The sequence below is a fragment of the Nocardiopsis sp. NPDC057823 genome (assembly GCF_042797335.1).
In the GTDB taxonomy this organism is placed as follows: domain Bacteria; phylum Actinomycetota; class Actinomycetes; order Streptosporangiales; family Streptosporangiaceae; genus Nocardiopsis; species Nocardiopsis changdeensis.
On sequence record NZ_JBHVLR010000030.1, the window covers coordinates 1 to 26,497 of the forward strand.

Here is a 26,497-nt window from a genome sequence, read left to right on the forward strand (position 1 = left end):
CGATGGCCTTCCTCGGTTTCCTGCTGCAGGAGACGGGCCGGCTGGAGGAGGCCGAAGACTGGCTTCGGCAGGCCGTCGACCAAGGCAACACCAACCTGATGGTCTCCCTCGGGATCCTGCTGCAGGAGACGGGGCAGCTGGAGGAGGCCGAAGACTGGCTTCGGCAGGCTGCCGACCAAGGCAACACCAACGCGATGGTCTCCCTCGGGATCCTGCTGCAGGAGACGGACCGGGCGGAAGAAGCCGAAGACTGGCTCCGGCAGGCTGCCGACCAAGGCAACACCAACGCGATGGTCGTCCTCGGTTTCCTGTTGCGGGAGATGGGCCGGCTGGAGGAGGCCGAAGGCTGGCTTCGGCAGGCTGCCGACCAAGGCGACACCAACGCGATGGCCCCCCTCGGTTTCCTGTTGCGGGAGATGGGCCGGCTGGAGGAGGCCGAAGGCTGGCTCCGGCAGGCCCGGGAGATGGGGGGTGCTGAGTGAGCGCGGCCGGGATATCGGTCGTGCTCGTCCACTGCTGGTTTAGACGGTTTCTGGCTCGCGATAAGTGGGCCGTATCAGGGGCCAGGTGCGGGAGGGTCGGATATAGCCTTTTCCGGCAGAACCCTGTCCCCGCACCGGCAGGGAGGGAACAATCGCCGGTATGGGACGTAGAAGGATCTGGGCGCTGGCCCTGGGTGTGCTCGCGCTGGTGCTGTTCGGCTTCTGGGTGGCCCCCCGCCTGTTCCCTGACCTGGGGTGGGGGCTGGACGAGCTCAACCAGGTCGCCGGTATCGCCTCGGCCGCGATGGCCGCGGCGACGCTGGCGGTGAGCCTGTGGCCGGCGCCCTCCGGCCCGGCCCCGGCTGCGACCGGGGGTGTGACGAACACGCTCACCGGTGATGTTACGGGGACCTCGGTCCAAGCCCACACCATCCACGGCGGGGTCGGCAACACCACCCACCACAGTGCGGACCACATCGACTTCTCCGGCGGGACCTTTCACGGCCCGGTCACCGGCAAGCATGAGGAACACCACTACCGCCCCGATACCGGGCCCGGCCACGAACACCCCTGAACGCCCCCGCCCCCGGCCCTTCTGTCGGGCACACTCGCTCCACGACGCCTGTCAGTCTCAGTCCCTGGAAACACCGATGGGCAACTCCGCAGGGGGTTAGCGTGTCTTATCCACATGTTCCCTCCCGGCCCCTTCCGCGGAGGGCGGGTGAAAGGGCGGGTGCCATCGTGGCCGACGACAGCGCAGAACTGGTGGAGCAGACCGCTACCGCCCTGGTCCGGGTCATGGCCACCCGCGACCAGGAGTGGGCACCGGTCCGGGAGGAGCTCTCCGCCCTGTTCGCCAAAGCCGCCCACGTGGCCGCTGCGGAGTTGGAGCGCTCCCGCACCGAGGTGGTCCAGGACCCCGCCCTGGTCGGGGAGGCGATCGGTGAGTGGAAGGCCAAGCTGCGCCGCCTGGTGCGCGCCAACCCCGAGACGGCCGCGCCGATGCGCGAGATCCTGGGCCGGCTGAACACCGACGACGTACAGCCGCGGGTGTCCAACACCATCACCGGCAACGTCACCGGCACCGCCGTGCAGGCCCACACGGTCCACGACGGGGTCGGTAACACCACCTACGGCGGCGACCACGTCGAGCAGTCCCACATCCGGGCGGGACGGGACGTGATCGGGGTGCAGAACAACCACCGCGACGGCCGCGACTCCGACCAGGAGCGCTGAGGGTGCCCAAGAAGAAAAAGAAGGCTCGGCCCAAGGCCTCGACGTATGTGCACCAGCCCGAGGCCGCCGCGGCCCGCGACGCGGTCGGGGTGCAGCACAACCACTTCCATGCGCCCGTGGACGCGGATGCCCGGGGTGCGGCCTCGCTGGTCGCGGACCTGCCCCCGGTGGAGGCCGGGTTCACCGGCCGTGCAAGCGACCTGGACCGCCTGAAAGACGCCCTGGACCCCGAACAGGACGGCAGCGCGCCGGTGGTGGTCGCGGCCGGGATGGGCGGGATCGGCAAAACCCAGCTGGCGCTGGCCAGCGCCCACCAGGCGGTGCGGGACAAGGTCTTCTCCCGGGCGCTGTTCGTGGACCTGCGCGGCTACACCACCCCGGTCGACGCCCACCGGGCCCTGCAGGCGCTGCTGGTGTCGCTGGGGGTCGAGGCGGACACCATTCCCGAGGATGAGGAGGCTCGGGCGGGCCTGTACCGGGCCACCCTGCAGGCCCGAGCCGACGAGGGCGGTGGCCCGGTGCTGGTGGTGGCCGACAACGCCTCCCACCCCGACCAGGTCGGCCCCCTGGTCCCCGGGCCGGGCGGGCACCGGCTGCTGGTCACCTCCCGCGAGCGCCTGGGCGCGCTGGCCGCACGGCAGGTGGCTGTGGGCACGCTCGCCGACGAGGAGGCCTTCCAGGTGTTGGTGGCCGATCTGCGCCTGGCCGACTCCGACGACGAGCGCATCCACGACCTGCAAGGTCTCACCAGCCTGGCGGGGGCGTGTGCGGGGCTGCCTTTGGCGCTGCGCATCGCGGCCGGGCAGTTGAAGAACGCCCCCGACCTGGAGGCGGACGAGCTCGCCCACACCCTCACCCAGGGCGCCGACCGCATCGCCCACTTCGCAGACCAGCGCCGGGAACTCCAGGCGGTGTTCGCCTCCTCCACCGCCCGGCTGCCGGGCGAGCAGAAGGAGTTGCTCGCTCTGTTGGGGCTGGCCCCAGGCCCGGACATCTCCACCACAGCGGCCGCGGTTCTGGTGGGCGCGGACGAGCGCGAGGTGCTGGTGCGCCTGCGCGGCCTGGCCGCCTCCCACCTGGTCACCGCCTCCCGGGGGCGGTGGTCGATGCACGACCTGGTCGCCGCCTACGCCGCCACCCTGGCCGGCCCCAAACCCCCGGCCCGATACGCCCGCGCGCAGCGCCGCCTGCTCGACCACTACACCGATCGGGTCACCGACGCCGGACAACACCTGCGGGCGTTGCCGGGCCGGCCCGTGCCGGATACCTTCACCGGCCAAGGGCAAGCGTGGGAGTGGTTGGACGCCGAGCGGGCGGTGCTGATCAACGCCGCCCACACCGCCCACCGCATCGGCCATGTCCGGGCTGCCATCCTGTTGCCGCTTGGCCTGGGCCGGTACCTCGACCGGCGGCGGCTCTTCCACGACCAGATCACCATCACCCGTCTGGCCCTGGACACAGCCCAGCGCATCGGTGACCGACTGAATCAGGCAGGGGCGTGGAACAACCTCGGCGCCGCCCTGCGCCAGGTGCGCCGGTTCGACAAGGCGATCAACGCCCACACCCGCGCCCGCGACCTCTTCCAACAGGCGGGCGATGCCCACGGCGAGGCGATGGCGTGGAACAACCTCGGCAGTGCCCTGGGCGAGGGGCGCCGGTTCGACGAGGCGATCAACGCCCACACCCGCGCCCGCGACCTCTACCAACAGGCGAGCGATGCCCACGGCGAGGCGATGGCGTGGAACAACCTCGGCGCCGCCCTGCGCCAGGTGTGCCGGTTCGACGAGGCGATCAACGCCCACACCCGCGCCCGCGACCTGCACCAACAGCACGGCAACACCCACGGCGAGGCGGCGGCGTGGAACAACCTCGGCAGTGCCCTGGGCGAGGGGCGCCGGTTCGACGAGGCGATCAACGCCCACACCCGCGCCTGCGACCTGCACCAACAGACGCGCGATGAGCATTCTGCGGAGAACGCCAGCGCGGGGGTGGGTATCGCGCTGGGCGGGCTTGAGCGTTGGGCGGAGGCGGTCCACGCCCTGGAGCGGGCGGTGGCCTTCTTTGGCCAGGCCGGCGACCGGCACTCCCAGGGGCGTGCCTGCTACGAGCTGGGTCTGGTGCACCACCGGTCCGGTTCCCCCAGCCGGGCCGTACCAGTGCTGGAGGAGGCGGTGCAGCTGCTGGCGTCAACGAACGACCCCCACCGGCACGAGCAGGCCCGCGAGGCGTTGGACAAGGCCCGTACCGCAGGTGAGGAAGAGCTGGATGAGGAAGCGTCCTGAGCCCACCCCCTTTTTTTGAGCTCGCACTTCTGAAAACGAGCCTTCCAAGAGGAAGTGCTCCGGCGGAGGCGCTCCCGGACGACCTCCAGGCAGGACCGGTCCGGGTCTTGGCCACAGCACTCTCCGTGAAACAGGCGGCCAGGTGTACCGCCGCCGCGGGTGTCCAACTAACGATCGTTTCTCGGACACCCCGCCGGAGCACTGCCCAAGGGCGCGAAACGGCCTCTAAGAGTGTCGGAAAAACGTGTTGGAAACTCCTGGCGTTCATCTAGTCCGGGGATACCGTTTTTCGTACACTCGGGGGATGGACACCACCCCCGCCCCGGCACTTGCTCTGCCCGACGATCCGCTCGCCCCCGAACCGGCCCCGGCCGGCGGCGGGGCGCTGGTCGGCTACGCCCGGGTCTCCACCCGCGACCAGAAGCTCGACCGCCAGCTCCGCGCCCTGGAAGCGGCCGGGTGCGCCAAGGTCTTCGCCGACAAGAAGTCCGGCCGCGACGCCCAGCGCCCCGAGCTGAAAGCGTGCCTGGCCTACCTGCGGCCCGGCGACACCCTGGTGGTGGCCTCCCTGGACCGGCTCGCCCGCTCCCTGGCCGACCTCATCACCCTGGTCTCGGACCTGCGTCGCGCCGGGGTGGGTTTCCGGTCCCTGCACGAGGCCCTGGACACCACCACTCCCGGCGGCCGCCTGGTGTTCCACGTCTTCGCCGCCTTGGCTGAGTTCATCCGCGAACTCATCGTGGAGGGCACCAAGGAGGGCCTGGACGCCGCCCGCGCCGCGGGCAAGCGCCTGGGCCGCCCCCCGGCTATGACGCCGGAGCAGATCCGCCACGCCCGCGACCTTCTGGAGCGCCCCGACAACTCGGTGGCCTCCATCGCCCGCCTGCTGGGCGTGTCCCGGTCGACCCTGTACAAGCACGTTCCGGAGCTGTCCGGTGGCCGGACCGCGATCCAAGCGCCGTAGGTACTCACGGGTTACTTGTCCTATTGCCGGGCGTTCAAGAGAACACCCCCCGCTGTCAAGTCCCAACCCCGCCTAGCATCATCACACTCTGTAAGTCCCTGTGACTTATAGATGTCCTTTGAGGTAGGGGTAGGTAGTTGTCCCCCTATGAACATCATCAACCGCTCCGCGGCCGGCCGGTTCGCGGCCGCCGCCGTGATCGCGGTGGGAGCCGCGGTCGCGGCCGTGCTGCTGGGCACGGCCCTGTACGGCAGCGACCGGCACAGCACCCGGGCGTTCCGGGTCCTGCGCTGGCTCTCGGGCCGCCCCGAGCCCCGGCAGCCTCGCGGGAGTTAAGTTACTCGCGAGCTACTTGTCACCTGGTGACACGCTCCTTACCGGCAGCCCGGCTTGGGGTGCGGAGCCTTTCGGGTCGGTACCTGCCTGCCCTGTCCGAAGGATGCTGTATGCCAGATCTATCGAGCCGGGATCGACGCATCTGACAGACAACGCTCTTGGCGTCATGCACCGCACGACCGTCCCCATGTCTGCTGAAGGAGGAGAGCATGCGCCAAGACGACCTGTTCGAGATGAACCGAGAGGGCAGCTACTGGTTCAAGAAGCTGAACCACAGGCTCATCAATGAGGTCAGGCGAGGACTGGCCACCGACATCAACGATGACGACGTCGCTCACGCCCTCCTCTACCTGCTGATCGACGACTTGCCCCTGCATCCAGAGCACGACGGGCTCCTGGACAACCCTGACACCGGTGCGGTCATCCGATGCCTCACGGCTGTGCTCTGGCGGTTGGGGATCGAGTTCAAGCCACCGTTCCACGACAAGCACGGCTACGTGTCCTTCTGCACGGCCAACAACAACGGGCTCAACACCGACTTGACACTGGTGTTCGCACCTGCACGAGAGGCCTTGGAACGGCGCGACCGACTCCACGGCGGGGGTGGGCTTCGAGGCCTGCGCGGCGAACTGCGCAACCTCATCTTCGCCGCCGAATACAAGCCGGAGATCGTCTGGCGCGACGTGACAGCGGGAACCATCGAGATCACGAAGAACAAGCAGCACTGCCTGCTGTACGACCGCCCGGTCGGCCCCCAGGGACTCACCTGGGGCGCACTCCTTGACTGGTGGAGGCACCAGGACGGTAACTACGCCCTTCCCAAAGAGGCGCTGCGCACCACGCTTCGGGACTGTCTCCTGCGATCCCTGAGGAAGAACGAGCCCGAGCGGATGATGCTGGACTTCTACTGGCGGCTCTCCCTGAACAAGGGATTCGACGCCTCTCCTGCCCTGCTGCCGCAGGTGTACCTCCACTTCGACCCGCTCACCCAACAGCAGAGGATCCAGCGGGTGGAGGGTCAGGTTCTTCCACGCCAGCGCATGGACTTCTTGCTGCTCGCCCCGGGCGGCCGCCGGTATGTCCTGGAGCTGGACGGCAGGCAGCACTACTCGCGTGATGGAGTGCCAGCGCCGGACCTGTACGCAGAGATGGTGCGTGAAGACCGGCGTATCCGCCTCCAGGGCTATGAGGTGTACCGGTTCGGCGGTGCGGAGTTCAGCAACGCCAAGGCAGCGGAAACCATGTTGAGCGAGTTCTTCAGGGAACTCCTTGGTGGGGTGCAAGGCGAGGAGTACGGAAACGCCGAGGGACCCTTCTAAAACACGAAAAGCCCCTCGCGCTCCGGAACGGTCGGGGTGCGAGGGGCTTTGTGATGTGCAGGTCAGGTGTGGGCGACCATAGGGGCTACCAGGGCTCGGTGGCGGCCTGGGTGCGGGGGCTGTCGTGACCGGGGCGCGACCTCAGGCGGGCAGGCCCCGGTGGCCGCCAGGGGCCACGGCCGCAACCGGCCGGAAAACGCGAGAAGCCCCGGACTCCGGGAGTACCGGAGTCCGGGGCTTCAGGGTGTGCGGATCAGGTCCACGGGAGCGCGAGACCATCGCCCGGCCGCCTGGGCACCACATGCCAGTGCAGGTGGGCGACCGTGGCCGACGCGGCCGGCCCCACATTCGCGATCAGGTTGGCCTGCCATCGGGCGTCGGCGACCAGGGCGGCCGCGTAGGAGGCCACCCGCCCGGTCAGGTGCGGGTCCGTGGCTGCGGTGGCCACGTGCCGCACCGGGATGACCAGCAGGTGCTGGTCGGTGACCGGGTTGAGCGGGCGAATGGCCAGGGCGCCTTCACCGGACCACCGCCGGGTGTCCCACAGCCCGGTCGACTTCGGGGCGCGTCCACCCGGTGGGCGGGTCCAGCCGTTCCAGACCGACCACGGACCGCCGCGGCGCCCGCCAGGGCCGGTCGTGGCGGGTGTCCTCGTGGTCGTGGCCGTAGAGCCAGATCGAGTGGTCGCCGACCTCGGCCACCCGGCCGGTGACGGTGGACGCGCGGGTGTCGACCGTGACCTTCTCCCCGATCATCAGGTCCCCCAGGGCGGTGTCGATCTCAGTGGTCACTGGTCCACTCCCTCGCGGGTCTGGCAGTCATCGACCACGGCTGCGGTGTCGCAGCGCGGGCAAACGATCACCCGCGCCACCCGGGCCCGGGGCAGCGCCCGGCCGGTGGTCCACCACAGTTCGCAATCCGGGCTGGTGCCCTGGTGGGTGCGGCCCCGCGTCCACCGCGACCAGCCCTGACAGGTGCCGCACCGGTACTCGCGCCGGTCGTCGGCGATGGCGGCGGGCAGGCGCCGGTGAGCCGCGGCCGGGCTCATGTGCGGCTGGAAGGTGATGCGCCGCCGGTGCCAGGCCCAACGGGTGATGGACCACCGGCCGGTCAGGTGGTGCACCCGTAGGTCCACGGCCGGGCCGCCGCTGGACCTCTCGGCCACCGTCAGGTCCCAGGGCAGGCCGCTGGCGCGGATCGCCCCCAGCAGACGGCGAGCGGTAGAGGTCAGATCCAGGGCGGGTAGGTCCTCACCAGGGGCGGCGTCGGCGTGCTGCGGCATCTCCAGGGACTCGTCAGGCCGGTGGTAGTAGGTGGTGTAGGTGTCCATCATGCTCACCGTTCCACCACCGGGCGGGTCAGGTGGCGGGTGTCCAGCTCGATGTCGACGTCCTCGCGCTCCTCCAGGCGCTCAGCGACCTCGCGGGCCACGGTCGGTGCCCGGTGCCTCCCGCCAGCGCACCCGATTGCGATCACCACGTCGGCGCGGGCCGGTCCGGAGGCCATCGCGAGCGCGGCCGCGGTGATCGCGTCGACCAGCGCGCCGATGCCCGGGGTCGCCAGGACGTGCTCGCGCACCCGGGGGTCGACGCTGGTGAGCTGGCGGAAGGCCGGGTCCACGTGGGGGTCGCGGAAGTGGGTGCGCAGGTCGAAGACCGCGTGCGCCTCGGGCGGCGGAGCGGAGTGCAGGAACCCGAAGCTGACGATCTTGACCAGGGGCGGGAAAGGTTGGTGCTGCATGCAGATTCTCCTTGAAGAACACGGTGGCCGCCCCCTGGGGGAGGGGCGGCCACCGGAGCGGATCGGGCCGTGGGTGTCAGGGGCGTCCGCCGAGCCAGTACTCGCCGGGCGGCGTGGCGTAAGCGGTCTCGGCCAGGTCCAGGTCGTCCTGGGTGAGCCACGGCAGGTACCCGACCCCCCACAGGATCCGGAGCCAGACGGCCTCCAGGGAGGCGTGCGGCTGGGTGTCGGGGGCGCCGCCCGCCCGGTAGTGGTCCAGGGTCGTAGCCGCCAGGTCGGCGACCTCCTCCCAGGAGTAGACGCGGGCTCCCCGGGTCTCCCCCGGGGCCGGGGCGATCTCACCCTCGGCGGTCACCTCGACCACCTCCCACTCGTGCCCCGGCCGGGGCAGGGCGGGGAGGCTGGCGCAGAGGTTGGGCAGGTGGCCCAGCCACCGCGTCCTCGGCTCCCCGACCACCGTCAGGCCCACTTCCTCCCGCACCTCGGCGACCAGGGCGTCGGCCACGCTGGTGTGCTCGTCCTTGACGTGCCCGGCCACGGGGGCGGTTCCTCGGGGCCACCACCCGCGGGTGACCATGACGAGCCCGTCGGGGGAGGTGATCAGGACGCCGACGGAGGTGCCGCAGCACCGCTTGAGGGTGCGGCCGCCGGTCGTGGTGGTGAACGTGCTGGTCATAATGGGTGTGCTCCGTTCTGGAGTGCGGCCCGCCCCTGGTCCTTGGTCGAATCGGGGCGGGCCGCTTCATGGGGTGGACCGGGTGGTCCCCCCGCCGGCCCCGCGGCGTGCGGGGCGGGCAGAGGCACCGCCCGGGTCAGGGCTGGCGGATCGGCATCACGATGTGCATGTAGCCGGTCTCCTCGTCGTCGTCGGTGCGCACCAGCAGCGGCTTGGTCGCACCGCCGATCGACAGACGCATCCGCTCGCAGCGCGGGGTGGTCAGCGCGAGCAGCAGGTAGTCCGGGCGGACCGCGAGCTTGATCTCGTCCTGGTCGGTGTCGACCTGGGCGTCGACCTTCTCCGAGGCGGCGCTCTCGTCGTCGGCTCCGGCGCTGACCACCAGGCCGCCGGGGGTGATGGTGATCCGCACCGCCGTGCCGCGCGCGGCGAACAGGCCCACCCGCTTGATGGCGTCGGCCAGGACGGCGGTGGCCACGCAGACCTCGGTGGCCGTGTCCGGGATGAGCCCTCGGGCGCGGTCCCAGCCGATGGACTCGGCGCTGATGAGGCGGGTGCACAGCCGCAGGCCGTCCCCGTACAGGGCCAGCACGTCCGCGGTGCCCTCCCCCGTGGCCAGGCCGATCCCCACGCTGTCTCCGGTCTTGGCCATGGCCTTGGCCGCCTGGTTGAGCAGGACGGCGGGCACCAGCGCCTTGTGCTCCTGGTCGTCGTTGGCCAGGACGGGTGTCCAGGGGGCGGTGGCCAGCGCGAACCGGTACCGGTCGGTGGCCGTGGCCATGAGCCCGGTCTCGGACAGGGTCAGCTCGATCCCGCACATGCCCGGGTAGGAGGAGTCGGTGTCGGCGGCGTCGACGACCTGGCGGGTGGCCTCGGCCAGGTCCGCCGCGGCCATGGTGCCGATCGCGTCGGGCCAGGCCGCCAGGGTGGGGAAGTCCTCGGCGGGCAGGGTGCGGATGCTCGCGTTGGTGGCGCCGCAGGACACCGTCACCCGGTCGCCGCTGATGGCCAGGGTGACCATCAGGGTGCGCGGCAGGGTGGCCAGCAGGGACGCGAACAACTTGGCGGGAAGGACGACCTGGGCGTCGCCGTCGGCGTCGATGTCCAGGTCGGCGCGGGCCCAGGTGTCGTAGTCGCCGGTCGTGGCCACCGTCCCGTCGGGGGTGATGGCCAGGTGGACACCGGCCAGCACCGGGACGGTGCAGATGGTCGGGGTGTGGGTGGCCACCCAGCCGATCCGGTCGGCCAGGTGGCCGGCCGACGCGGTCAGGGTGGTGGCGCGGGTCGCGGTCGCAGCGGACATACTGGAAGTGCTCCTTCGTCATCGGGGGAGTGATCGGCCCGCCCGGGTTCTTGGTGGAATTGGGCGGGCCGTCTTGTGTTCGTGGGCCGTGCGGTCCCCCCGGCCACCCCGCCGCGGGGGCGGGGTGGCCAGAGTCAGCGCACGGTCAGGCGGCCAGGGCGTGCAGCGCCGCGACTTCGGCCTCGACGCGGGGCAGCGCGACCTGGGCCGGGGTGAACCCGTGCCGGTGCTCCCCGAGGGCGTCACGGGCCCGCAGCAGGGCCTCGCCCACCAGGCTGATCCCGGAGTGGTCGCCGGTACGGGCCCGCACGGCCGCCACCGCGGCCTCCTGCAGAGCGGCGACCAGGTCGGGCACGTCGGAGGTCTCGCGCACCCAGTCCAACGCGGAGATGGCGCACCCGAGGTTGCGCACCCGCTCCCGGTGGGCCTCCTCAGCGACCGCGGCCTCGTACTCGGCACGGGTGATCTGCGTCCACACCGCCGGGTCCAGGCCGGGCACCGGGGCGGGCCAGCACAGGTGGACCACGTCGTCCACCACGGCCCGGTAGGGCGCCATCCGCCCCACCCCGTCGTCGTGGATGAACGGCATGCCGCCGGGGTACGGGGCGGCTTCGAGGACGGCCCGGTACTCGAAGGCGGGGAGGCCGGTGATCTGGTCGTGGAGCATGCGCCCGGTGCGGGTGCGCCGGTCGGGCAGCCACGCCAGCCCGTCCGTCGGGCGGACGGCGTGGGGGTGGGGGCGGCACCCGGCCGGGCGGGCGGGAGCGACGATCACCCAGCCGTGGACGATGCTGTCCCACAGGTACCCGCCCTCACCCAGCAGGTCCCGGTGGCGGGCGGTGAACGCGCTGACGGCGTCGCGGCGAACGCCCAGCAGGGCGCGGTGCGCCTCCCGCCAGCGGCGCGAGGCGGTCTGCTCGCACCGGTAGAAGGCGGCGGTGGCGGTGTCGTAGGCGGTCCTCATCGTGTCTCTCTCCTTCGAGGGGGTGGGGTGGACCGGGCGGTCCCCCCGCCGGCCCCGCGGGGGCGGGGCGGACAGAGGCACCGGCCGGTCAGGACGTGGTGGCGGCCTTGCGGGCCTCGGCCCAGCCGAGGCGAGAAGCCTGGTCGGCGATACCGAGGCCCACCAGGCACAGTCCGGCCAGCGCGGCCGCGGCCGCCAGGTCGGGCTCGGTGATGATCAGGGCGCACGGCAGCAGGAACGCGATGTGGAAGGCGTAGTCCAGGTGCGCCGCGCCGCCGCGCGTGTAGTAGCCGTGCTTGCCCATCAGGTGGGCCAGGCCCTCCAGGGTCGTGCGCCGGTCGCACCAGTAGTGGCTGGCGGCTCCCACGGCCAGGCCCATAGCGGCCTGCACGGGGGCGAAGCCGCCTTCGGCCACGGCGACCAGGGCCAGCGCCACCATCTGGCACAGGGTCAGCGTGGCCACGTGGGCGGCGCACGCCCTCCGTCCGGCCCCGCCGTGTTCGCCCTTGGTGGTGGCCTGGTGATCGGTTTGCGCCCAGTGGTCGCCGACGTGGTGTCCGACGAACAAGGCGATGAACGCGGTGGTCAAGGTGGTGCTCCTTCACGAAAGACGGCGGCCGCCCCTGCTCGGGGCGGCCGCCGGTGGTCGGCGAGCAGCGAGGGTCAGGCGGTCTCGGCGTGGGCGGCGATCGCGGCGTCGATGTCGGCCAGGTCGTAGCCCCGGGCCTCCTCGCCGCCCCGGGTGAACGCCCGCCGGAGCGGTCCCACCCCGGCGGCGCGCAACTCTTCCTGCATGGGGGCCACGGGCATGCCCAGCGCCTGAGCGAGGGCCTTGGTGTGCATGCGGGTGTCGCCGTTGGACGTGATCGCGTTCCTGGCTCGAGCCAGAAGGCCGATCGTCGGCGAGGCAGTTACCAGCCGCCACCCCTTGCGACGGGGCAGTGGTGCCACCGTGCCGCGGCGGGTCAGGGAGTCCAGGGCCCGGGAGACCGTGGCGCGGGCGCACCCGGCCTGGTCCATGACGGCCTGGTCGATCTCCCCGCGGGAACGGGGGCCCTCGCGGAGCAGGTCCACCACGGCCTGTTCCACAGTGCTGGCGACGCTGGCGAACTCACGGTCGCCGGCGTCCTCTCCTGCGGGGGCCGTGGTGGCCAGGGCGGCCTCCCAGGCGGCGGCGCGCTGGCCGGCCACGAACGCCACCAAGGCGGTCTCGGTGAACTCGATGACGTGGCCCCCTTCGCCCGTGAGGCGGGAGCGCACCCCGGGTTCGGCCAGGACGGCGTGGATCGCGGACACGATGCCCTCCAGGGGCGGGTGCGGGTCGGGCATGGCAGGCTCCTCTGCTCGGGGTCGGGCGGGTTCTCAGCGTGCGGGGCCGCCCGCCGGCGCCGGGCGCCTTTCCCCGAATCGGCGACAGTGTGTGACCTTGCCGGGGTTCTGGGGCGGGTTGTGTCGTTGCCTCACCCCGCCCCAGAACCCGGATTTGCGGGTCTGGGACGGGGGTTTGCTTCACCGAGAATCGGGTGATTCTTCGCGCTGGGTCGGAAACCGGGTGAGGCAACGCGGTGGTTGCCTCACCCGGCCCGGTGGTGACGGAGCGTCGCCTCAGGCGGCGAGCTGCCAGCCCTTGCGCTTGGGCAGGGCCTCGATGACCCCGGACTCGGCCAGGTCCTCCATCGCGCGGGCGACCGTGGCCCGCGAGCACTGCTCGGCCTCCATCACGTGCTGTTCGATCTCACCGCGGCGCAGCGACCCGTGCTCGATCAGGGCCTGCAGGACCGCGCGGGCCGCCCCGGACCACGTCGCGAGCAGCTGCTCGTGCGGGTCGCGGCCCGCCTCGGCGAGGATGCCCAGCCCCAGGTCGGTGTCGCTCAGCAGCGCCGGGTCGATGGAGGGGATCTCGAACAGGGTCGGCCCGGTGATGTTGGGCAGGGCCACCTCGGTGTCCTCCGCCGCCCGGGCCGCGGGGACCCGGCCGGCCTCGTAGGCGCGCAGCCGCTCCTCGGCCCGCTCGACCTGCTGGGTGGCGATCTCGTGGCGGCGGCTGTACAGGCCGCCCGATCCGGCGTCGAACGCCCCCGCCGCGAGCGGGTCCAGCTCGGTGGGCACGTGCTCCAGGGCGGCGTCCATCAGCGCCGCCGTGGCCTCCGACGGCGCCCAGGCGGCCTTGAACGGGGCCTCGCGACCGGAGTCGACCAGACCCACGCCGGTGATCTTGGGCAGCGTGGACGGGTCCAGCGGGATGTCGGCGATCATGCTGGACTGGTTGCGGGAGACCCTCAAGGCGACGGTGTTCCCCGCGGTGGCCGAAGAGCGGACCGCGTCGTCGCCGGCGAAGGTCTGCAGCCCGTAGATCTGGGAGGCGTAGATGGCCTGGACTCCGGCGGCGCGCCCTTCCCGGCCGATCCGGCCCAGCTTCTCGGCGTTCTTGGGGGTGATGACGACGTGGCACTCGTCCACGATCACCACGATCCCGGGACGCCGGTAGGTGGGGGTGAACCCCGAGACCTTGAGCCGGGCGGAGTTCTCCAGGCCGCGGGCCTCGATCACCTCGATCAGCCCGTCGATGATGGCCTCCCACGTCTTGGGGTCCTTGCCCACCGCCCAGTGCGCCCGGTCGAAGATCCGCGGACTCGACCCGCCGTTCTTGGGGTCCAGGTAGATGATGACCGTGTTCTTCGTCTGCCAGATGCCCAGGGCCAGGGCGTCGATCAGCCCCGACTTGCCCGACCCGGTGGACCCGGCGACGAACCCGCCCCAGATGGAGTCGGTGGTGTACAGGCGCCACAGGGCCTCGCCGTCGCCGTCGGCGTAGGGGCCCATCCGGATCGACACGTCGTCGCCGTCCACCACCAGGCGGTCCCCTTCCAGCGGTACCCGCTTGGTGAGCATGCCGACGGTGACGACCTTGATGTCCAGGATCGAGGAGTCGGGCTTGGGGTCGTCCTCGGTGGGCTCGACCTGCTCGATGAGCACGTCCGCTTCCGAGACCCCCAGGGCGGTGGCGATGTAGCCGATCGCGGCGCGCACCGAGGTGATGGTCTGCCGCCCGGGCACCAGGTGCAGGCGCCCGCGCACCCCGTAGGACTCCTCCGCCAGGTCGGTGATCTTGGTGCCGGGCAGCGCACCCGAGGCGTTGCCGACGCGGGTGCGCCACTTGCGGGCGATCGCGTGCTCCCCCGGCGGCGGGGGCGGCGCGACGGCTTCGTCGACCGCGGCCAGGACCCGGGGGATGCGGTGGTGCGCCCAGAACCGGCTGCCCAGGGCGAGCAGGGCCAGCAGGCCGACCAGGCCCGCCCACCACCAGGCGGTGAGCGTGGCGGGCTGGAGCAGGATGACCGCGACCAGCCACAGCCCGGCCGCCCAGGCGCACACGCGGGCGTGGGCGGGATCGATCTCGGCCCACTCCGACGCCAGTCGGGTCGCCTTGAGCTGGCGGGCCTTGACGGTGGACAGCACCTTCAAGGCCGCCCACGCGCCGGCGCCCGTCGCCAGCGCCAGCAGCATGGCGTGGGTTCCCGACACCGTCGCGGCACGGGCGGCGACCACACCGGCGGCCAGGACCACGCCGCCGACCTTCCAGGGGTAGAACTGGGCGGCCATGTGCCGCCGGAGCGAGCCCTCGCCGGGCTTGAACGCCATCTTCCATCCGGCGGCGATGACCGCGCCCACGCCCTCGTGTCGCAGGGTGCGCGGCTCGGGCTGGGGCACGGGCTGCCCGAGGGCGGCCAGCACCTCGGGCGGCAGGGAGGCGGTCCCCGGGATCGGGCCCGTCGGGGCGGTCGTCGGGGGGTTCTTCTTCGACTTGCGGGCCACGACGGCCCTCCTCTCATCGGTCACTGTGCGTGCCCGCGCCCGGGGTCCGGGGCGGGTTGTGCCGTTGCCTCACCCCCGCCGGGAGCCCGGTTCCGGGGTCTGCGGCGGGGGTTTGCCTCACCGAGAATCGGTTGATTCTTCGCGTTCGGGGGCGAACGTCATGAGACATCGTGAGAGAACGTCTCACCGATGCCTCATCACGTTCCGTCACCGAAAACGGGTGAAGAGGGGGCCGCCCCCGCACTCGGGGGCGGCCCGGGAACAGCCCTGCGGCTACCGGCCGCCGAGCTGGTAGGCCTTGTCGGCGGCCTCGCCGCGGGACGCCTCGTAGGCCTCCTGCACCTGGCGGTTCACCTGTTCCAGGACGGCGCGGGCCTTGATGGCCTGGGTGATGTAGGCGGTGCCCAGGTCCCGCAGCACCGCCAGCTCGCTGGTGACCGTCTCGCCCATGTCGGCGGCGCGCATCTGCGCTTCGACGATCTCCAGCATCTGGTTGGCCTGCTGGACCAGGGACCCGACGCCGGTGATGGTCTGGGCGTGGGCGTCCAAACCGGAGGCGTCGGAGTAGCGCAGCGTGGAATGGGTGTTGGTGGCCACGGCGTTGCCGGTGCCGATCTGCGTGCTCATGGGTGTTCCTCTCCAGGTGGGCAAGGGGCCGGACCACGGTGGTCCGGCCCCGGGGAATCGGTACTGGTCAGGGGGTGTGAGCGGCGCCGCGGGTGGCCCGCTCGTGGGCGATGAGCGCGGTGATCGCGCCGTCGACCTCCTCCTCGCCCATCCGGCCGATGGCCTCGACATCGGGCGCGAACCCCGCGCTGGCGAGCATGGTCATCAGGACCATGCGCCGGTGCGGCAGCGGCGGCCGCACCGTCTCCTCGTCGGGGGTGAGCAGCACGACATCCGAGCCCGGGGCGGTGCTCTCCTCGGTGACCGTGGACGACGTGGTCGTCGTCGTGGTCGTGGTGCGGGCGGTGCGCCGGGCGGCCCCGGGGACGCCGGAGCCGCCGGCGGCCCCGGGCGGCGGGGCGTCGGGGGTGAACCGGGTGGTCTCGTCGACGATCTCGGCGTCGATCACGTCCTCGGGCATCGGGTCCGAGGGGCGCCACCCCCACCGCGCCGTGAACCCCTCCCGGGCCTGACGCCGTGCCTGACGTGCGGCTTTGCGCTCGGGCTTGGTGGCGCGCCGGTTGGCCCGCCAGGTGTCCAGGTCCTCGCAGGCGTCCAGCCAGCAGTGGCGGGCCACCATCTTCAGCCCGCCCCGCATGTCCGGGTCGGAGAGCTGGCGGCGGCGCTCACGTGCGGCCTTCTCCCGCAGCTTCGCCATCCGGTAGGCGTGGCTGGGCGGGGTCTTGCCGGTGGCCAGCGCCCCGAAGTCGAGCGCGACGTTCTTGCACCACATCGCGGCCAGGGCGGCCAGGATCAGCATCTCCACAGGTCACCACCCCAGCAGCGGGCCGAAGATCGACGTTCCGGCGGCCGCGAGGGAGGAGACGACGCCGCCGCCGACCCCGCCCACGGACCCGCCGGCGGCCAGCAGCACGACCGGCAGGCAGATCGCCGCCCACTGGCCGTGCTCGTCCAGCTTGCGGTCGCGCCAGACGTCGATGGCGACCATGACCAGGAAGAACACGGCGATGGCGGCCAGGACGCTCCCGGCCGAGATGGGCTCGGGGAACAGGCCCAGGGCGAACCCGAGCACCCACAGGATCAGGTTGGTGGCCCAGCCCCCGAGGAAGCTGAAGGCGAACAGGGCCCCGCCGAAGACGGCGAAGAAGCCGCTGATCAGCCAGTGGGCCTTCTTGCGCAGGAACCAGAACAGGGCCAGGCACAGCGCGGCGCCGATGGTGAACATGGAGAACTCCTTTCAGGTGAGGTGTGTGCAGGTCAGAGCATGAGAACGGCGGATCCGGCGACCAGGGCCAGGACCGCCCAGGCGGTGGCGTGGCGGGCCGGGGACCGCAGCACCCAGATCAGGAAGTGCAGGGCGGTGATGACCGCGATCGCGGGGGCGGCGTAGCCCCGCGCGGCGGCCCGCCACAGGTCGGACTCGGGCAGGTGGTCGCCCTTGAGCACGAAGTCCCACTCCTCCTTCAGGGAGGGCTGGCGCTCGCGCCACACGTCCGGCGGCCGGAACGTCACGCCCAGCCAGCGGATCGCGCGGTCGGCGTCGGCCGCGCTGCGGCTCTCGGTCACGGCGACCAACGCCGTCTCCTCCGTGGTGGTCTCAGGTGGGGTGTCGGGGGCATCGGTGCTGGTGGTGGCCTCCTCCGAGGCCTGCGGCGTGGCGCCCTGGTCCCGCTCCGGGGCGGGTGCGGCGGGCTGCTCGGTGCGGGGCGCGGGAGCCGTGGCCTGGGCCGTTGGCTTCGCCGTGGGCGGGGCCTGGGGCCCCAGGACCGCGGCCGCCAGCGCCTCGGGCAGCCCGGCCGGACCCGCCGGGACGGCCGGTTCGGGCGCCGGGGCGGCCTCGGTGCGGGACGCGGCCGGCTGTCCCCAGGGCGGGGTGGGTGCATCCTCGGGACGGCGGCCGCGCCCGGGAGCGCGGCCGGTGGTGGTGTTCGGCGGGACCATCGGCCCCTCCCATCTGTGCGTGTGTGTGCAGGTCAGGCCGCCGCAGCGGCGGCGCATCCGGTGCCCGGCGGGCAGGTGCGCCCAGTGCTGGTGGGCAGGCAGTACTCGTGGACCAGCCCGCAGGAAGCGCAGGTGTGCCGCGCCAGCAGGGCGCGGGCCAGCGCCCACTCCTTCGCGGGGGTCATCGGCCGCACCGGCAGGGCCAGGTGAACGTGGTAGAGCCACGCCACCCGGACGCCGTCCCGGCTCCCGCCGGCGCGCGAGCGCCACATGAGCTGGGCGGCGGGCTCCTGGCCGCCGGGGCGAAGGCCCAGGGCGCGGAGCTGGTAGCGGGTCGCCAGCCCGGCCGGGGCCAGGTGGCGGGGGTAGGTCGGGATCCCGTAGCGGGACCCGTCCCGGTCGAGAAACTTGCTGGTCACGTCCCTCCTTCGGGGGGTGTGGGGCGGGCCGCCGTCCGTGGTGGACGGCGGCCCGGCCGCGGGGTGCGCACCACCCAGGGGGCGGGGCGCGGGATGGATGGAATCGGTGGTGAATCGGCTCCTCCTCTTGCAGGTCGGGGGGCGGACAGGGGGTGGTGGCGGGCGTCTGCGGCCTCCGACTCGCCCGGGAGCTACTCCCGGTGGCATCGGCGGTCTCGCGCGCCCGACCTCGGAGTGGTGAGCAGACCCGCCCCGCCAGGACGGGGCGGGGCAGGCCTGCTCACCCGCCGAAGGCGGGGAGGCGCCCCCAGGGGGCGCGATCGGTGCGGGGAGGGGGCATCCGCAGGTCAGGGCGGGTGCCCCCTCATCGGGGCGGGCGGGTCAGCCCTGCCCGCCCAGGGCGGACACGTCGTGCCCGGCCTGGGCCAGGTCCGACCGCCACCGGCGGATGGTGCGCGGGTCCACGCCCATCTCCCGGGCGGCGCCCTTGACCGTGGCCTCCGGGCCCGCCTGGGTGACGTAGGCCAGCAGCCGCTCGGGGCCGCTGAGCACCTGCGCCCCCTGGGGGGCGCGGGGGGAGGCGGCCGGGGAGGCGCCGGGGGGCACCCGCAGGTCAGCGGGGGAGGCGCCCCGCGCGGGGCTGGGCCTCTGCGGGAACCCGAACCCGGCCACCGGAACCCCACCACTGGCGGGCGGGAGGCCGTCCAGGCCGGAGGGGTCGTCCGGGACGCGGGTGCCGGCGCCGATCTCGGTCGCGGTGTAGACGGGCTCGGCCAGGCGGATGCGGTGGGCCAGCTCGGCGCGGCGCACGTAGATCTTCGCGGTGGCCTCGTCGGTGGCCATCTGCATCTCCGCGTCGCGGTCGATCTCCGCCAGGCGCAGCCGCTGCGCCGCCTTGGCCTTGGCCTCCTCCAGGGCGACCTGCTTGTCGGCCTTGGCCTGGATGTAGGCGGCCTGGCGCTCCAGGTCGGCCAGCTCGGCCTCCTCGTCCTCGGACAGGGCCGTGGACAGGCGCTGGGCCTTGCGGTCGGCCTCCTGCCGCTCGGCCTCCTGCCGCTCCGCCTCCCGGGCGGCGGCCTCGGCGGCCGCGGCCTCTCCGGCGGCCTTCGCCGACAGGGCCAGGTGCCACAGGGCCTTGCTGATGAGCGGGACGGCGGCCATCAGCGCCAGCGCCGGGCTGATGCCCCAGGAGTGGATCGCGATCGCGGCCGCGGCCACGGCGGCGATGACCCAGGAGGCGACCTGGGCGCCGCGGGCGATGGCCGGTGCCACCCACGCGATCGCCACGGCCGCGACCAGCGCGACGTCCAGGGCGATCCCGGCGGCCAGCGCCACCGGCAGCGGGGCGGGGATCATGTCCGCCACCGACCAGGCCGTCCACGCCAGGGACAGCACCGAGGGGATCGCGGCGGCGATGAGCAGGGGCCGCGTGCGCGGCCCGGTCGGGTTCGAGGTCGTGTTCATCGGTCAGCCCTCCTCAGGGCACGTCGGAAGAAACGGAATCGGGGCCGGAGACGGGGGGTGGGGAGCGGGCGGTCGGTGTAGACGCTGGGGCCGGCCAGGGCCAGCAGCACCCCCGTGGTGCCGCAGACCAGGGCGAGCCCGCCCAGGGCCAGGACGGTGCCGATCACCGCAACCACCCCCGCACGCGGGCCACCAGGCCGCCGAGCATCCGGCGCGTCAGGCATTCCAGGCCCTTCGCGCACGCCGAGCAGTTCTCCAGGTGGAACTCCAGGTCGGTCATCAGCGCATCGCCCCGCAGACACCGCACACGTAGGAGGCCCGCAGGGCCTCCCAGCTCATCTCGGTCCCGCAGTGCATATAGCCCACACCCGGGGCCCAGGACAGGAAGCTCAGCACCGGTCCACCCCCGTCCCGTCCTCCAGGACGTCATCGACCTCGTCGTCGTCGACCAGGACCAGGGCGACGACCACGGTCGCCAGCACCGCGACCTCGTAGGCGAGCACGCCCAGGACCAGGAGCATCAAGGCCAGGCCCGCCAGGTGCATGGGGTCGCGCGTCATGCCGCGGCCCCCTCTCCGGCGGCCAGCGGGGCGGGCCGGTCCAGGACGTGGTCCACGGCCAGGACCAGCAGCCGCTCGGACAGCGGCCCCAGCAGCTCCCGGTACTCGGTGACCAGGCGCTGGATCCGCAGCCGCTCGGGCAGCGTCGCGTGCTCGGACACCCGGTGGGCGGCCTGCTCCAGCTCCGCCACCACGGCGGAGTCGGACCAGACCTGCCAGTCGCAGGCCCGGCAGCCGCGCATCACCGGGGCGGCGACCGGGCGGAGGGTAGGCTGGATCTCGTACATTCGTTGCTCCAATTCACGGTGGATGGATGTGCGGAGCCCGCCCGGGGTGCAGTCCCGGGCGGGCTCGTTTCATGAGGTCAGATGGGGTGAGCGGCTACTTCTTCTTGCCCTTGGTGTTGTCGGTGACGGTCACGGTGACGTTGTCGCCGACGACCGTGGTGCCGGAGAAGGAGTTGTTGCCACCGAGGTTGAGGATTCCGTGGTTGTCGCGCAGCTGGGCGACGGTGGAGTCGTTGACGTTGCCGGTGGTGTTGTCCTGGCTGGCCATGCTGTGCTCCTCATCAGGGGGTTTGCAGTGCTGGACCCTGGTGGTCCCCGGACCTCGCCACCGCGCGGGCGGTACTGTCCGGGCACCCCAGGGGGCGGGGTCAGCGGACGGTCATCGCCCCGGTGTCAGCCGACCAAGCGGCGACGTGCTCGCGGATGATCGCGGCGGCCTCCTCCACCCCGGCGGTGATCCCGCCCAGACGGTCGGCATCAGCCAGCGTGATGCCGCACAGGTCTGCGACCAGCGGCGACAGCATCAAATCGGGCATGGGTGTCCCCTCTCGGGTGAATGTCGGGTGCGCTGGTCAGGCGGCCAGCGCCAGGTGGCGGGCCTGGCGGGCCCGGTGCACCGCGCGGCGGCGGGTGCGGGGGTGGGAGAGCAGCAGCTGCTGCACCGTGCGGCGGGCGTCCTGGTGGACCGCGTCGATCGGGGAGGCCCACCGGCGGTAGATGCGCTCGGCGGTGTCGGGCTCGTCGGTCAGGTCGACCAGGTCGGCGTGGACCGTCGCGGCCTGGGCCTCGCGGACCTCCAGCGGGTCGACCTCGCCGTCGTCGTGGAGGTGGTCCGGCAGGGCGGCCTGGGGGGCGTCCGGGGCGGTCGGCTCGGCGTAGATCCGCACCTCAGGGTCATAGGAGGCGTGGGGGTTCGTCTCGGTGGGGGTCTCGGTCGGGATCCGTTCCGGGCCCCACATCAGGTCCGCGGCCCGCCGGCCCCCGAGCTGCTCGATGGTGCGGGCGATGTGCCAGTCGGCCTGGGTGGTGCCGCCGCCGCGGATCACGCGGATCACGTCAGCGCGGGTGACCTGAGCGGTCTGAGCGATCTCGGCGATCGAAAGCGTCGACGGCATCGTGGGCTCCTCTCCATGGTGGCTATGTGGCGACTAGCTGTGCTGCCTGACTTGATAGTCACCTAGATCAGTACGGATGTCAAGCTACTTAGCTAGATCACTCCTGGATCACCTAGGTAATCTGCTGTACTCTGGTCCCATGACGACCACCACCGACCCCACGAAGCCCCCGGTCCAGCCATATCGCCGGGTGCTCGATGACTTGCTCAACCGCATCTCTGCTGGCGAGTTCGTCGTAGGCGATCGCTTGCCCTCGACCCGCGAGCTGGCTGAGCAACACAACGTCGCACCGATGACTGTGCGGAACGCCTTGGCTGAACTTCAAAAGCAGGGTCGTGCTGCCCCCACCCACGGTGTTGGCTGGTTCCTCACGGAGCCACCGGAGAAGGAGCCGTCCCTGCACGAGCGGGTTACCGCTCTGGAGGCTGAGGTGGCTGAGTTGCGGGCGCGTCTCGATCATGACTCCACGGTCTCCCAATAGCCCGATGCGCCACGAGAGGCAGCCAGGGGACAGCGCCGTGTCACCTAGCTGTCACCTAGACACCCGCCCCCGCGAGTGAGAGGTCTGGAGCATGACGACCACACCATGGGCACGACGCATCCGACGAGAACGAGACCTACGAACGTGGACGCAGAAGGAGTGCGTCCGACGTCTTCGCTTTGAAACCGTTCGGGAGTTGCCCGACGACGAAGCCCTGCTCAGGCAATGGAAGCGCTGGGAGGGCGGGCACGTACTGCCCAGCCCGGAATACCAAAAGCTCATCGCGAGCTTGTTCGGCACCGTCTCTGGTGCCCTGTTCTCGGCGCCGCGGTCTCCGCACGAGATCATGGCGACCGCGGCGCCGGCCGCAGATACTCCAGACCTGATCGCACGCCTGCGACGGTCCTCAGTCGACACCGCAACTATGGACGCCCTTCGGCTCACCGTGGACAGGCTGTGTGCCGACTACCCGGTGGTCGACGCCCGCCAACTACTAGTCGAGTCCCGAGCCTGGCTGTCCCGACTGGCGGACATGCTCGACATGGGGGTGAGCCTCACCCAGCACAGGGAGATCTTGTCCCTCGCGGGAATGCTGGCGCTCCTGGTCGGATGCCTGGAGCAGGACATCGGCGCCACCTCGGGCGCCGAAAGGACCAGGCGGTCGGCGCTGGCACTCGGCACAGAGTCCGACGACCCGAACGTGATCGGCTGGGCATATGAAATGTCCTGTTGGTTCGCCCTCACCCGCGGGGACTACCAGGCGGTGCTAGCCGCAGCCGAAACGGGCATCAAGGCCGCTGGCGACCGATCGGTAAGTGTTCAGCTCTACGCCCAGCAGGCCAAAGCGTGGGCCCGAATCGGTGACCGCCGTCGGGTCGAAGTCTCGCTTGACCGGGGCCGGGAGCTACTGGAGATGTTGCCTCCACCAACCGATCCGTCCAACCACTTCGTGGTGGACCCCGCCAAGTACGACTTCTATGCCATGGACGTGCTGCGTCGTGCTGGGGATGACCGTCGGGCCGACGCGCTCGCAGAGGAGGTGATCGCGAGTTCTGTGGATTGGTCCGGGCGGGTGATCTCTCCAATGCGGGCAGCGGAGGCATACGTGACGCGCGGCGTGGTCGCGGCGCGGTCGGGCGACCTGGAGTCAGCTGTGGACTTCGGCCAGCGAGCGCTAGAAGGGACGCGTCAGTCGATTCCGTCGCTGGTCATGGTGGGCCAGGAGCTGGGCAGTGTGTTGCTGGAGCAGTACCCCAACTCGCCGGATGCCCAGGAGTACGTCACCGAACTACGCGCCCTCGTTCAGCAATAGAGGCGAGCGAACAGCGTGTGACTGAAGGTAACCGCAGCGCGCTGTTGTTCGCCCCTCGGTTGCTAGGGACCTAGTAGGGTCTTTGCGACCAGCGGGGACTGACCATCCCCACCCCAGACATGACGAAGGCCCGGGGGACCACCCGGGCCTTGTCGCAAGTTAGATGAGCTGGCTGTCCACCACGACAGCTAGCAGCGCTCACCCCTGTTTAACCAACGGCCACTGTAGCCGACTGGGGTCCTAGAGGGCACCTTTTGGGTACCTCCGAGTGCCGCTAGCAGTGTGTGGGCTGCCTAGAAAGCAGACCCGTGTACCCCATCATCTGGGCCCTCAAGCACGCCCCCTGCGCGGACATCTACGAGCAGATGATCCTCATGCAGATGGCGGACGCCGCCGACGAAGACGGCTGCAACGCCTTCCTGTCCAAGGAGACCATCGCCGACCGAATCTCGGGGGACATCGACCCCGAGACCGTGCGCCGCAAATGGCGCGCGATGGAACGGCGCGGCCTGATCCGCCCCGACAAGACCCCGCCCCCGGACCGCTACACGCGTATCCCCAAGCAGTACCGCCCGAAGCGGTGGGAGCTGTGTATCCCCTTCAGCTGGTGGTCCGACGCGCAGCGCGAACGCATCCAGCAGGTGCGCGACGACCGCGGCCTGGAACCGCTGACCCCCGAAACCCGCCCGGACATCGCTCCCGCCCCGGCCAAGGCATCCCGCTCCGACAAGGGAAAACCGCGTCCGAGAAAGAAGCCCGCCAAGGCAGGGGGCACTGACAGTGCCCCCTCTCGGAAGCTCGGAGACCCCACTGAGAGTGCCCCCTCTTCTGAGCCTTCAGGGGCCACTGACAGTGCCCCCCAGGGGCCACTGTCAGTTGTCCCCAGGGGCCACTCTCAGTGGCCCAACCATCCTCTAGACCATCCCCTTCACCTTCCTCCTCAGGAGGGCGCGGCCACGCTCACGAGCCAACCCGGAGAGGACGAGGAGGAGTCGTCTTCGGCCCGGAACCCGGGGACGGCCCCCGTGGACGTGGTCCTGGAGACCACCGACGCCACCGACGCCGAAGCCCGCGCCCTGGTGGAGATCCTGCGTCCGGAGGCCAAGAAGTCCCTGGGCGGCTTCATCCGCACGCTGGCGGCTCGGGGGGACCTGGCCCACCGGCTGTGGCTGTTGAGGCGGGAGCGTGCGCCTCAGCGCCCCGTAGATGTGCCCCAGGCCCGGCGAGCCCGGTTCTGCCAGAACCACCCGGGCAACCCGGTGCCGTGCGAACCGTGCCGCTCCGACCTGACCCACGGGGGGGCCGCCGCCCAGGCCGCGGTCGACCTCTACCGGTCCCTCGGGGACCAGGCCGCGGAACTCCGCCCGGATCTGGCCGGCCACCCGAAGATCGCGGCCCTGGTCGCGTCCTAGGCGGGAAACGTGGCGGCCCTGCCGATCAACCTGTACCAATTCGCCGCGTAGGCGACCTGTTCCGGTGAGCGACTCCGCCGACTTCTAGGCGGAGTCGACCCTGCCCAACCGGTACGAGCGGTTCGCGCTGCACACCAGGAACACCCTGCCCACCCTGTTCAAAAACGAGGGCCGGACCCCGACGGCTACCAACCACGGGTCCGGCCCTGCCCACCTTCAACAGATGGAGATTCCAGTATGGCCAACCCCGACCACGACTTCACCGAGGAGAACCTCCCGTTCGACCTGCCCGCGGAACAGGCCGCGGTGGGCGCGGCCCTGCTCGATGAGACCGGCCAGGTGCTGGGGCAGATCCTGGAGATCGCCTCGCCGGCGATGTTCTTCCGGTCCGCGCACGGGGAGATCCTCACCGTCATCCGGGACCTGGCCGACCAGGGCAAGCCCCACGGCCTGATCGCGGTCAACTCCGAGCTGCTGGCCCGGGGCCGCTCCCACGCGGTGGGCGGCACCCTGTACCTGACCCAGCTCACCCAGGCGGTCCCCGCGGTCGTCAACGGCCCCTACTTCGCGCGCAAGGTCGCCGACGCGCACGTGCGCCGGCAGATCATCGCGGCCGGGGTGCGCATGCAGCAGATCGGGTACAGCAGCGACGGCGACGCCGAGGACCTGGTGGCGTTGGCGTGCGACGCCCCGGCCGACCTGGTCCGGCTCGTGTCCTCGGCCGAGCACGACACGTTCAAGTCGCTCGCGGACGGGTTCATGGAGCACATGGACGGCCTGGAGCAGGGCCGCAAGGAGGTGCCGGTGATCCCGGTGCCGTTCGCGGACCTGCAGGTGCTGCTGGGGGGCGGGTTCGCGCGCGGCCAACTGGTCACCATCGGCGCGCTGAGCGGCCACGGCAAGACGGTGCTGGCGCTGGACCTGGCCCGGTGCGCGGCCCGGGCCGGGTACGGGGTGCTGGTGCACTCCCTGGAGATGTCGCACGAGCAGATCCAGGAGCGCATCACCTCCGCCGAGACCGGCATCGTGTCCTACCGGCTGCGGGTGCGCCCCGACCCGGTGGCCTACTCGGCGGAGGAGATGGAGCGCCTGGCCGCCTACGCGGGCCGGGTGCAGTCCATGCGGATGGACATCGACGACGCCTCCGACGTGGGGCTGTCCACGGTCCGGGCGCGGATCTCCTCCATGGAGCGCCAGGGCCGCAAACCGGACCTGGTGGTGGTCGACTACCTCCAGCTGATGAACACCACCGCGGAGGACCGGCGCGACCTGGAGCTGGGGCGCATCACCCGGGGGCTGAAGCTGCTGGCCAAGGACAAGGGGCTGTGCGTGATCCTGCTGGCGCAGATCGCCAAGGACGTGGCCAGCAGGTCGGAGCGGGAGGACGGCCGCCCCAAGGTGAAGCTGGAGGACTTCCGGGAGTCGGCGTCGATCGGCCACGACAGCGACATCTCGATCATGATCGAGAACCACAACAAGACCGATCCGGAGGGGCCCATGGCGGGGTTGGCGACGCTGCACGTGGTCAAGAACCGGCAGGGGTCCACGGGGCAGGTGATCGTGGCCGTGGAGTTCCACTACTCCCGCTTCACCGAGGTGCCCCAGGGGTAAAGCCGCAACCGGATGGTCACCCTGGGCCCGCACCTCTGTCGGCCGGTGCGGGCTCTGCCGCGTTGCTCCCCTGGGCTTGCCCGCGTGCTTGAGTGTTCTTCCACCCTTTGCGAGACCGGGAGCGGCCCGTGGGCGACGACGACCTCCAGC

Annotated in this window: 33 protein-coding genes; 11 read left to right on the forward strand and 22 right to left on the reverse strand. The window is 71.6% G+C overall.

Features of this window, described 5'->3' with window-relative positions:
- From ACFVNO_RS29890 to ACFVNO_RS29920, 7 genes are all read left to right on the forward strand, one after another.
- The coding region (locus ACFVNO_RS29890; RefSeq protein WP_378897572.1) for a tetratricopeptide repeat protein at positions 1-482 on the forward strand (482 nt) is incomplete at its 5' end.
- Positions 483-642: 160 nt separating this feature from the next.
- The gene (locus ACFVNO_RS29895) at positions 643-1,056 is read left to right on the forward strand and encodes a hypothetical protein (RefSeq protein ID WP_378897575.1); all 414 of its coding nucleotides are present in this window, start codon (positions 643-645) and stop codon (positions 1,054-1,056) included.
- 167 nt (positions 1,057-1,223) lie between these two features.
- Positions 1,224-1,718 (forward strand): hypothetical protein, encoded by a 495-nt coding sequence (locus ACFVNO_RS29900; RefSeq protein WP_378897578.1) that lies wholly within the window; start codon positions 1,224-1,226, stop codon positions 1,716-1,718.
- A gap of 2 nt (positions 1,719-1,720) precedes the next feature.
- Entirely contained in the window at positions 1,721-4,000 is a 2,280-nt protein-coding gene (locus tag ACFVNO_RS29905; protein WP_378897581.1) for a tetratricopeptide repeat protein, read from the forward strand.
- A gap of 304 nt (positions 4,001-4,304) precedes the next feature.
- Entirely contained in the window at positions 4,305-4,964 is a 660-nt protein-coding gene (locus tag ACFVNO_RS29910; protein WP_378897584.1) for a recombinase family protein, read from the forward strand.
- A 147-nt stretch (positions 4,965-5,111) separates the two neighbouring features.
- On the forward strand, positions 5,112-5,300 hold the full coding sequence (locus tag ACFVNO_RS29915; protein WP_378897587.1) for a hypothetical protein: 189 nt from the start codon (positions 5,112-5,114) through the stop codon (positions 5,298-5,300).
- A gap of 209 nt (positions 5,301-5,509) precedes the next feature.
- Positions 5,510-6,619 (forward strand): hypothetical protein, encoded by a 1,110-nt coding sequence (locus ACFVNO_RS29920; RefSeq protein ID WP_378897590.1) that lies wholly within the window; start codon positions 5,510-5,512, stop codon positions 6,617-6,619.
- A gap of 253 nt (positions 6,620-6,872) precedes the next feature.
- On the opposite strand, the gene ACFVNO_RS29925 is transcribed toward ACFVNO_RS29920, so the two are convergent.
- From ACFVNO_RS29925 to ACFVNO_RS30030, 22 genes are all read right to left on the reverse strand, one after another.
- A complete protein-coding gene (locus tag ACFVNO_RS29925; protein WP_378897737.1) occupies positions 6,873-7,166 on the reverse strand; it encodes an HIT family protein in 294 nt (97 codons plus the stop codon).
- Entirely contained in the window at positions 7,138-7,410 is a 273-nt protein-coding gene (locus ACFVNO_RS29930) for a hypothetical protein (protein WP_378897593.1), read from the reverse strand. The genes ACFVNO_RS29925 and ACFVNO_RS29930 overlap by 29 nt, the downstream gene beginning before the upstream one ends.
- The gene (locus tag ACFVNO_RS29935; protein WP_378897596.1) at positions 7,407-7,958 is read right to left on the reverse strand and encodes a hypothetical protein; all 552 of its coding nucleotides are present in this window, start codon (positions 7,956-7,958) and stop codon (positions 7,407-7,409) included. The genes ACFVNO_RS29930 and ACFVNO_RS29935 overlap by 4 nt, the downstream gene beginning before the upstream one ends.
- A complete protein-coding gene (locus tag ACFVNO_RS29940; RefSeq protein ID WP_378897599.1) occupies positions 7,955-8,359 on the reverse strand; it encodes an ATPase in 405 nt (134 codons plus the stop codon). The genes ACFVNO_RS29935 and ACFVNO_RS29940 overlap by 4 nt, the downstream gene beginning before the upstream one ends.
- 76 nt (positions 8,360-8,435) lie before the next feature.
- Positions 8,436-9,035, reverse strand: a complete 600-nt coding sequence (locus ACFVNO_RS29945) for an NUDIX domain-containing protein (RefSeq protein ID WP_378897602.1) — start codon at positions 9,033-9,035, stop codon at positions 8,436-8,438.
- 136 nt (positions 9,036-9,171) lie between these two features.
- Positions 9,172-10,338, reverse strand: a complete 1,167-nt coding sequence (dnaN, locus tag ACFVNO_RS29950) for a DNA polymerase III subunit beta (protein WP_378897605.1) — start codon at positions 10,336-10,338, stop codon at positions 9,172-9,174.
- A 145-nt stretch (positions 10,339-10,483) separates the two neighbouring features.
- Positions 10,484-11,302, reverse strand: coding sequence for a hypothetical protein (locus tag ACFVNO_RS29955; protein ID WP_378897608.1), 819 nt, complete (start codon positions 11,300-11,302; stop codon positions 10,484-10,486).
- Between the two features lie 88 nt (positions 11,303-11,390).
- The gene (locus ACFVNO_RS29960; protein WP_378897611.1) at positions 11,391-11,891 is read right to left on the reverse strand and encodes a hypothetical protein; all 501 of its coding nucleotides are present in this window, start codon (positions 11,889-11,891) and stop codon (positions 11,391-11,393) included.
- Between the two features lie 74 nt (positions 11,892-11,965).
- Positions 11,966-12,631 (reverse strand): hypothetical protein, encoded by a 666-nt coding sequence (locus ACFVNO_RS29965; protein WP_378897613.1) that lies wholly within the window; start codon positions 12,629-12,631, stop codon positions 11,966-11,968.
- A gap of 276 nt (positions 12,632-12,907) precedes the next feature.
- The gene (locus tag ACFVNO_RS29970) at positions 12,908-15,118 is read right to left on the reverse strand and encodes a hypothetical protein (protein WP_378897616.1); all 2,211 of its coding nucleotides are present in this window, start codon (positions 15,116-15,118) and stop codon (positions 12,908-12,910) included.
- 273 nt (positions 15,119-15,391) lie between these two features.
- On the reverse strand, positions 15,392-15,745 hold the full coding sequence (locus ACFVNO_RS29975) for a hypothetical protein (protein ID WP_378897619.1): 354 nt from the start codon (positions 15,743-15,745) through the stop codon (positions 15,392-15,394).
- A 67-nt stretch (positions 15,746-15,812) separates the two neighbouring features.
- Entirely contained in the window at positions 15,813-16,550 is a 738-nt protein-coding gene (locus tag ACFVNO_RS29980; protein ID WP_378897624.1) for a hypothetical protein, read from the reverse strand.
- Between the two features lie 3 nt (positions 16,551-16,553).
- Entirely contained in the window at positions 16,554-16,970 is a 417-nt protein-coding gene (locus ACFVNO_RS29985; RefSeq protein WP_378897627.1) for a hypothetical protein, read from the reverse strand.
- A 32-nt stretch (positions 16,971-17,002) separates the two neighbouring features.
- Positions 17,003-17,686, reverse strand: coding sequence for a hypothetical protein (locus tag ACFVNO_RS29990; protein ID WP_378897630.1), 684 nt, complete (start codon positions 17,684-17,686; stop codon positions 17,003-17,005).
- A gap of 32 nt (positions 17,687-17,718) precedes the next feature.
- Complete coding sequence (locus ACFVNO_RS29995; protein ID WP_378897633.1) at positions 17,719-18,105, reverse strand: RRQRL motif-containing zinc-binding protein; 387 nt, start codon at positions 18,103-18,105, stop codon at positions 17,719-17,721.
- A gap of 381 nt (positions 18,106-18,486) precedes the next feature.
- On the reverse strand, positions 18,487-19,569 hold the full coding sequence (locus tag ACFVNO_RS30000; protein WP_378897636.1) for a hypothetical protein: 1,083 nt from the start codon (positions 19,567-19,569) through the stop codon (positions 18,487-18,489).
- Complete coding sequence (locus tag ACFVNO_RS30005) at positions 19,566-19,736, reverse strand: hypothetical protein (protein WP_378897639.1); 171 nt, start codon at positions 19,734-19,736, stop codon at positions 19,566-19,568. The genes ACFVNO_RS30000 and ACFVNO_RS30005 overlap by 4 nt, the downstream gene beginning before the upstream one ends.
- A gap of 222 nt (positions 19,737-19,958) precedes the next feature.
- Positions 19,959-20,129 (reverse strand): hypothetical protein, encoded by a 171-nt coding sequence (locus ACFVNO_RS30010; protein ID WP_378897642.1) that lies wholly within the window; start codon positions 20,127-20,129, stop codon positions 19,959-19,961.
- Entirely contained in the window at positions 20,126-20,416 is a 291-nt protein-coding gene (locus ACFVNO_RS30015) for a hypothetical protein (RefSeq protein ID WP_378897645.1), read from the reverse strand. Before ACFVNO_RS30015 ends, ACFVNO_RS30010 begins: the two co-directional genes overlap by 4 nt.
- 94 nt (positions 20,417-20,510) lie before the next feature.
- Entirely contained in the window at positions 20,511-20,684 is a 174-nt protein-coding gene (locus tag ACFVNO_RS30020; RefSeq protein WP_378897648.1) for a hypothetical protein, read from the reverse strand.
- A 100-nt stretch (positions 20,685-20,784) separates the two neighbouring features.
- A complete protein-coding gene (locus ACFVNO_RS30025; protein WP_378897651.1) occupies positions 20,785-20,952 on the reverse strand; it encodes a hypothetical protein in 168 nt (55 codons plus the stop codon).
- 36 nt (positions 20,953-20,988) lie between these two features.
- Complete coding sequence (locus ACFVNO_RS30030) at positions 20,989-21,531, reverse strand: hypothetical protein (protein WP_378897654.1); 543 nt, start codon at positions 21,529-21,531, stop codon at positions 20,989-20,991.
- A 139-nt stretch (positions 21,532-21,670) separates the two neighbouring features.
- Between ACFVNO_RS30030 and ACFVNO_RS30035 the strand changes: the two genes are divergently transcribed.
- The 4 genes from ACFVNO_RS30035 to ACFVNO_RS30050 all read left to right on the forward strand — a co-directional run bounded on the left by ACFVNO_RS30035 (position 21,671) and on the right by ACFVNO_RS30050 (position 26,347).
- Complete coding sequence (locus ACFVNO_RS30035; RefSeq protein WP_378897656.1) at positions 21,671-22,012, forward strand: GntR family transcriptional regulator; 342 nt, start codon at positions 21,671-21,673, stop codon at positions 22,010-22,012.
- 196 nt (positions 22,013-22,208) lie between these two features.
- The gene (locus tag ACFVNO_RS30040) at positions 22,209-23,324 is read left to right on the forward strand and encodes an XRE family transcriptional regulator (protein WP_378897659.1); all 1,116 of its coding nucleotides are present in this window, start codon (positions 22,209-22,211) and stop codon (positions 23,322-23,324) included.
- A 308-nt stretch (positions 23,325-23,632) separates the two neighbouring features.
- Entirely contained in the window at positions 23,633-24,736 is a 1,104-nt protein-coding gene (locus ACFVNO_RS30045) for a hypothetical protein (RefSeq protein ID WP_378897662.1), read from the forward strand.
- Between the two features lie 237 nt (positions 24,737-24,973).
- Positions 24,974-26,347: a replicative DNA helicase gene (locus tag ACFVNO_RS30050; RefSeq protein WP_378897665.1), complete on the forward strand. Its 1,374-nt coding sequence runs from the start codon at positions 24,974-24,976 to the stop codon at positions 26,345-26,347.
- Positions 26,348-26,497 lie beyond the last annotated feature (150 nt).

What these genes read in the sequence shown, in the direction of transcription:
- ACFVNO_RS29945 (WP_378897602.1), bottom strand. Translation starts at nt 9,035, where the DNA reads ATGACCAGCACGTTCACCACCACGACCGGCGGCCGCACCCTCAAGCGG.
- ACFVNO_RS29895 (WP_378897575.1), top strand. Translation starts at nt 643, where the DNA reads ATGGGACGTAGAAGGATCTGGGCGCTGGCCCTGGGTGTGCTCGCGCTG.
- ACFVNO_RS29965 (WP_378897613.1), bottom strand. Translation starts at nt 12,631, where the DNA reads ATGCCCGACCCGCACCCGCCCCTGGAGGGCATCGTGTCCGCGATCCAC.
- ACFVNO_RS30050 (WP_378897665.1), top strand. Translation starts at nt 24,974, where the DNA reads ATGGCCAACCCCGACCACGACTTCACCGAGGAGAACCTCCCGTTCGAC.
- ACFVNO_RS30020 (WP_378897648.1), bottom strand. Translation starts at nt 20,684, where the DNA reads ATGGCCAGCCAGGACAACACCACCGGCAACGTCAACGACTCCACCGTC.
- ACFVNO_RS29915 (WP_378897587.1), top strand. Translation starts at nt 5,112, where the DNA reads ATGAACATCATCAACCGCTCCGCGGCCGGCCGGTTCGCGGCCGCCGCC.
- ACFVNO_RS30030 (WP_378897654.1), bottom strand. Translation starts at nt 21,531, where the DNA reads ATGCCGTCGACGCTTTCGATCGCCGAGATCGCTCAGACCGCTCAGGTC.
- ACFVNO_RS30010 (WP_378897642.1), bottom strand. Translation starts at nt 20,129, where the DNA reads ATGACGCGCGACCCCATGCACCTGGCGGGCCTGGCCTTGATGCTCCTG.
- dnaN (WP_378897605.1), bottom strand. Translation starts at nt 10,338, where the DNA reads ATGTCCGCTGCGACCGCGACCCGCGCCACCACCCTGACCGCGTCGGCC.
- ACFVNO_RS29955 (WP_378897608.1), bottom strand. Translation starts at nt 11,302, where the DNA reads ATGAGGACCGCCTACGACACCGCCACCGCCGCCTTCTACCGGTGCGAG.
- ACFVNO_RS29920 (WP_378897590.1), top strand. Translation starts at nt 5,510, where the DNA reads ATGCGCCAAGACGACCTGTTCGAGATGAACCGAGAGGGCAGCTACTGG.
- ACFVNO_RS30025 (WP_378897651.1), bottom strand. Translation starts at nt 20,952, where the DNA reads ATGCCCGATTTGATGCTGTCGCCGCTGGTCGCAGACCTGTGCGGCATC.
- ACFVNO_RS29985 (WP_378897627.1), bottom strand. Translation starts at nt 16,970, where the DNA reads ATGTTCACCATCGGCGCCGCGCTGTGCCTGGCCCTGTTCTGGTTCCTG.
- ACFVNO_RS29975 (WP_378897619.1), bottom strand. Translation starts at nt 15,745, where the DNA reads ATGAGCACGCAGATCGGCACCGGCAACGCCGTGGCCACCAACACCCAT.
- ACFVNO_RS30015 (WP_378897645.1), bottom strand. Translation starts at nt 20,416, where the DNA reads ATGTACGAGATCCAGCCTACCCTCCGCCCGGTCGCCGCCCCGGTGATG.
- ACFVNO_RS30000 (WP_378897636.1), bottom strand. Translation starts at nt 19,569, where the DNA reads ATGAACACGACCTCGAACCCGACCGGGCCGCGCACGCGGCCCCTGCTC.
- ACFVNO_RS29910 (WP_378897584.1), top strand. Translation starts at nt 4,305, where the DNA reads ATGGACACCACCCCCGCCCCGGCACTTGCTCTGCCCGACGATCCGCTC.
- ACFVNO_RS30035 (WP_378897656.1), top strand. Translation starts at nt 21,671, where the DNA reads ATGACGACCACCACCGACCCCACGAAGCCCCCGGTCCAGCCATATCGC.
- ACFVNO_RS29990 (WP_378897630.1), bottom strand. Translation starts at nt 17,686, where the DNA reads ATGGTCCCGCCGAACACCACCACCGGCCGCGCTCCCGGGCGCGGCCGC.
- ACFVNO_RS29940 (WP_378897599.1), bottom strand. Translation starts at nt 8,359, where the DNA reads ATGCAGCACCAACCTTTCCCGCCCCTGGTCAAGATCGTCAGCTTCGGG.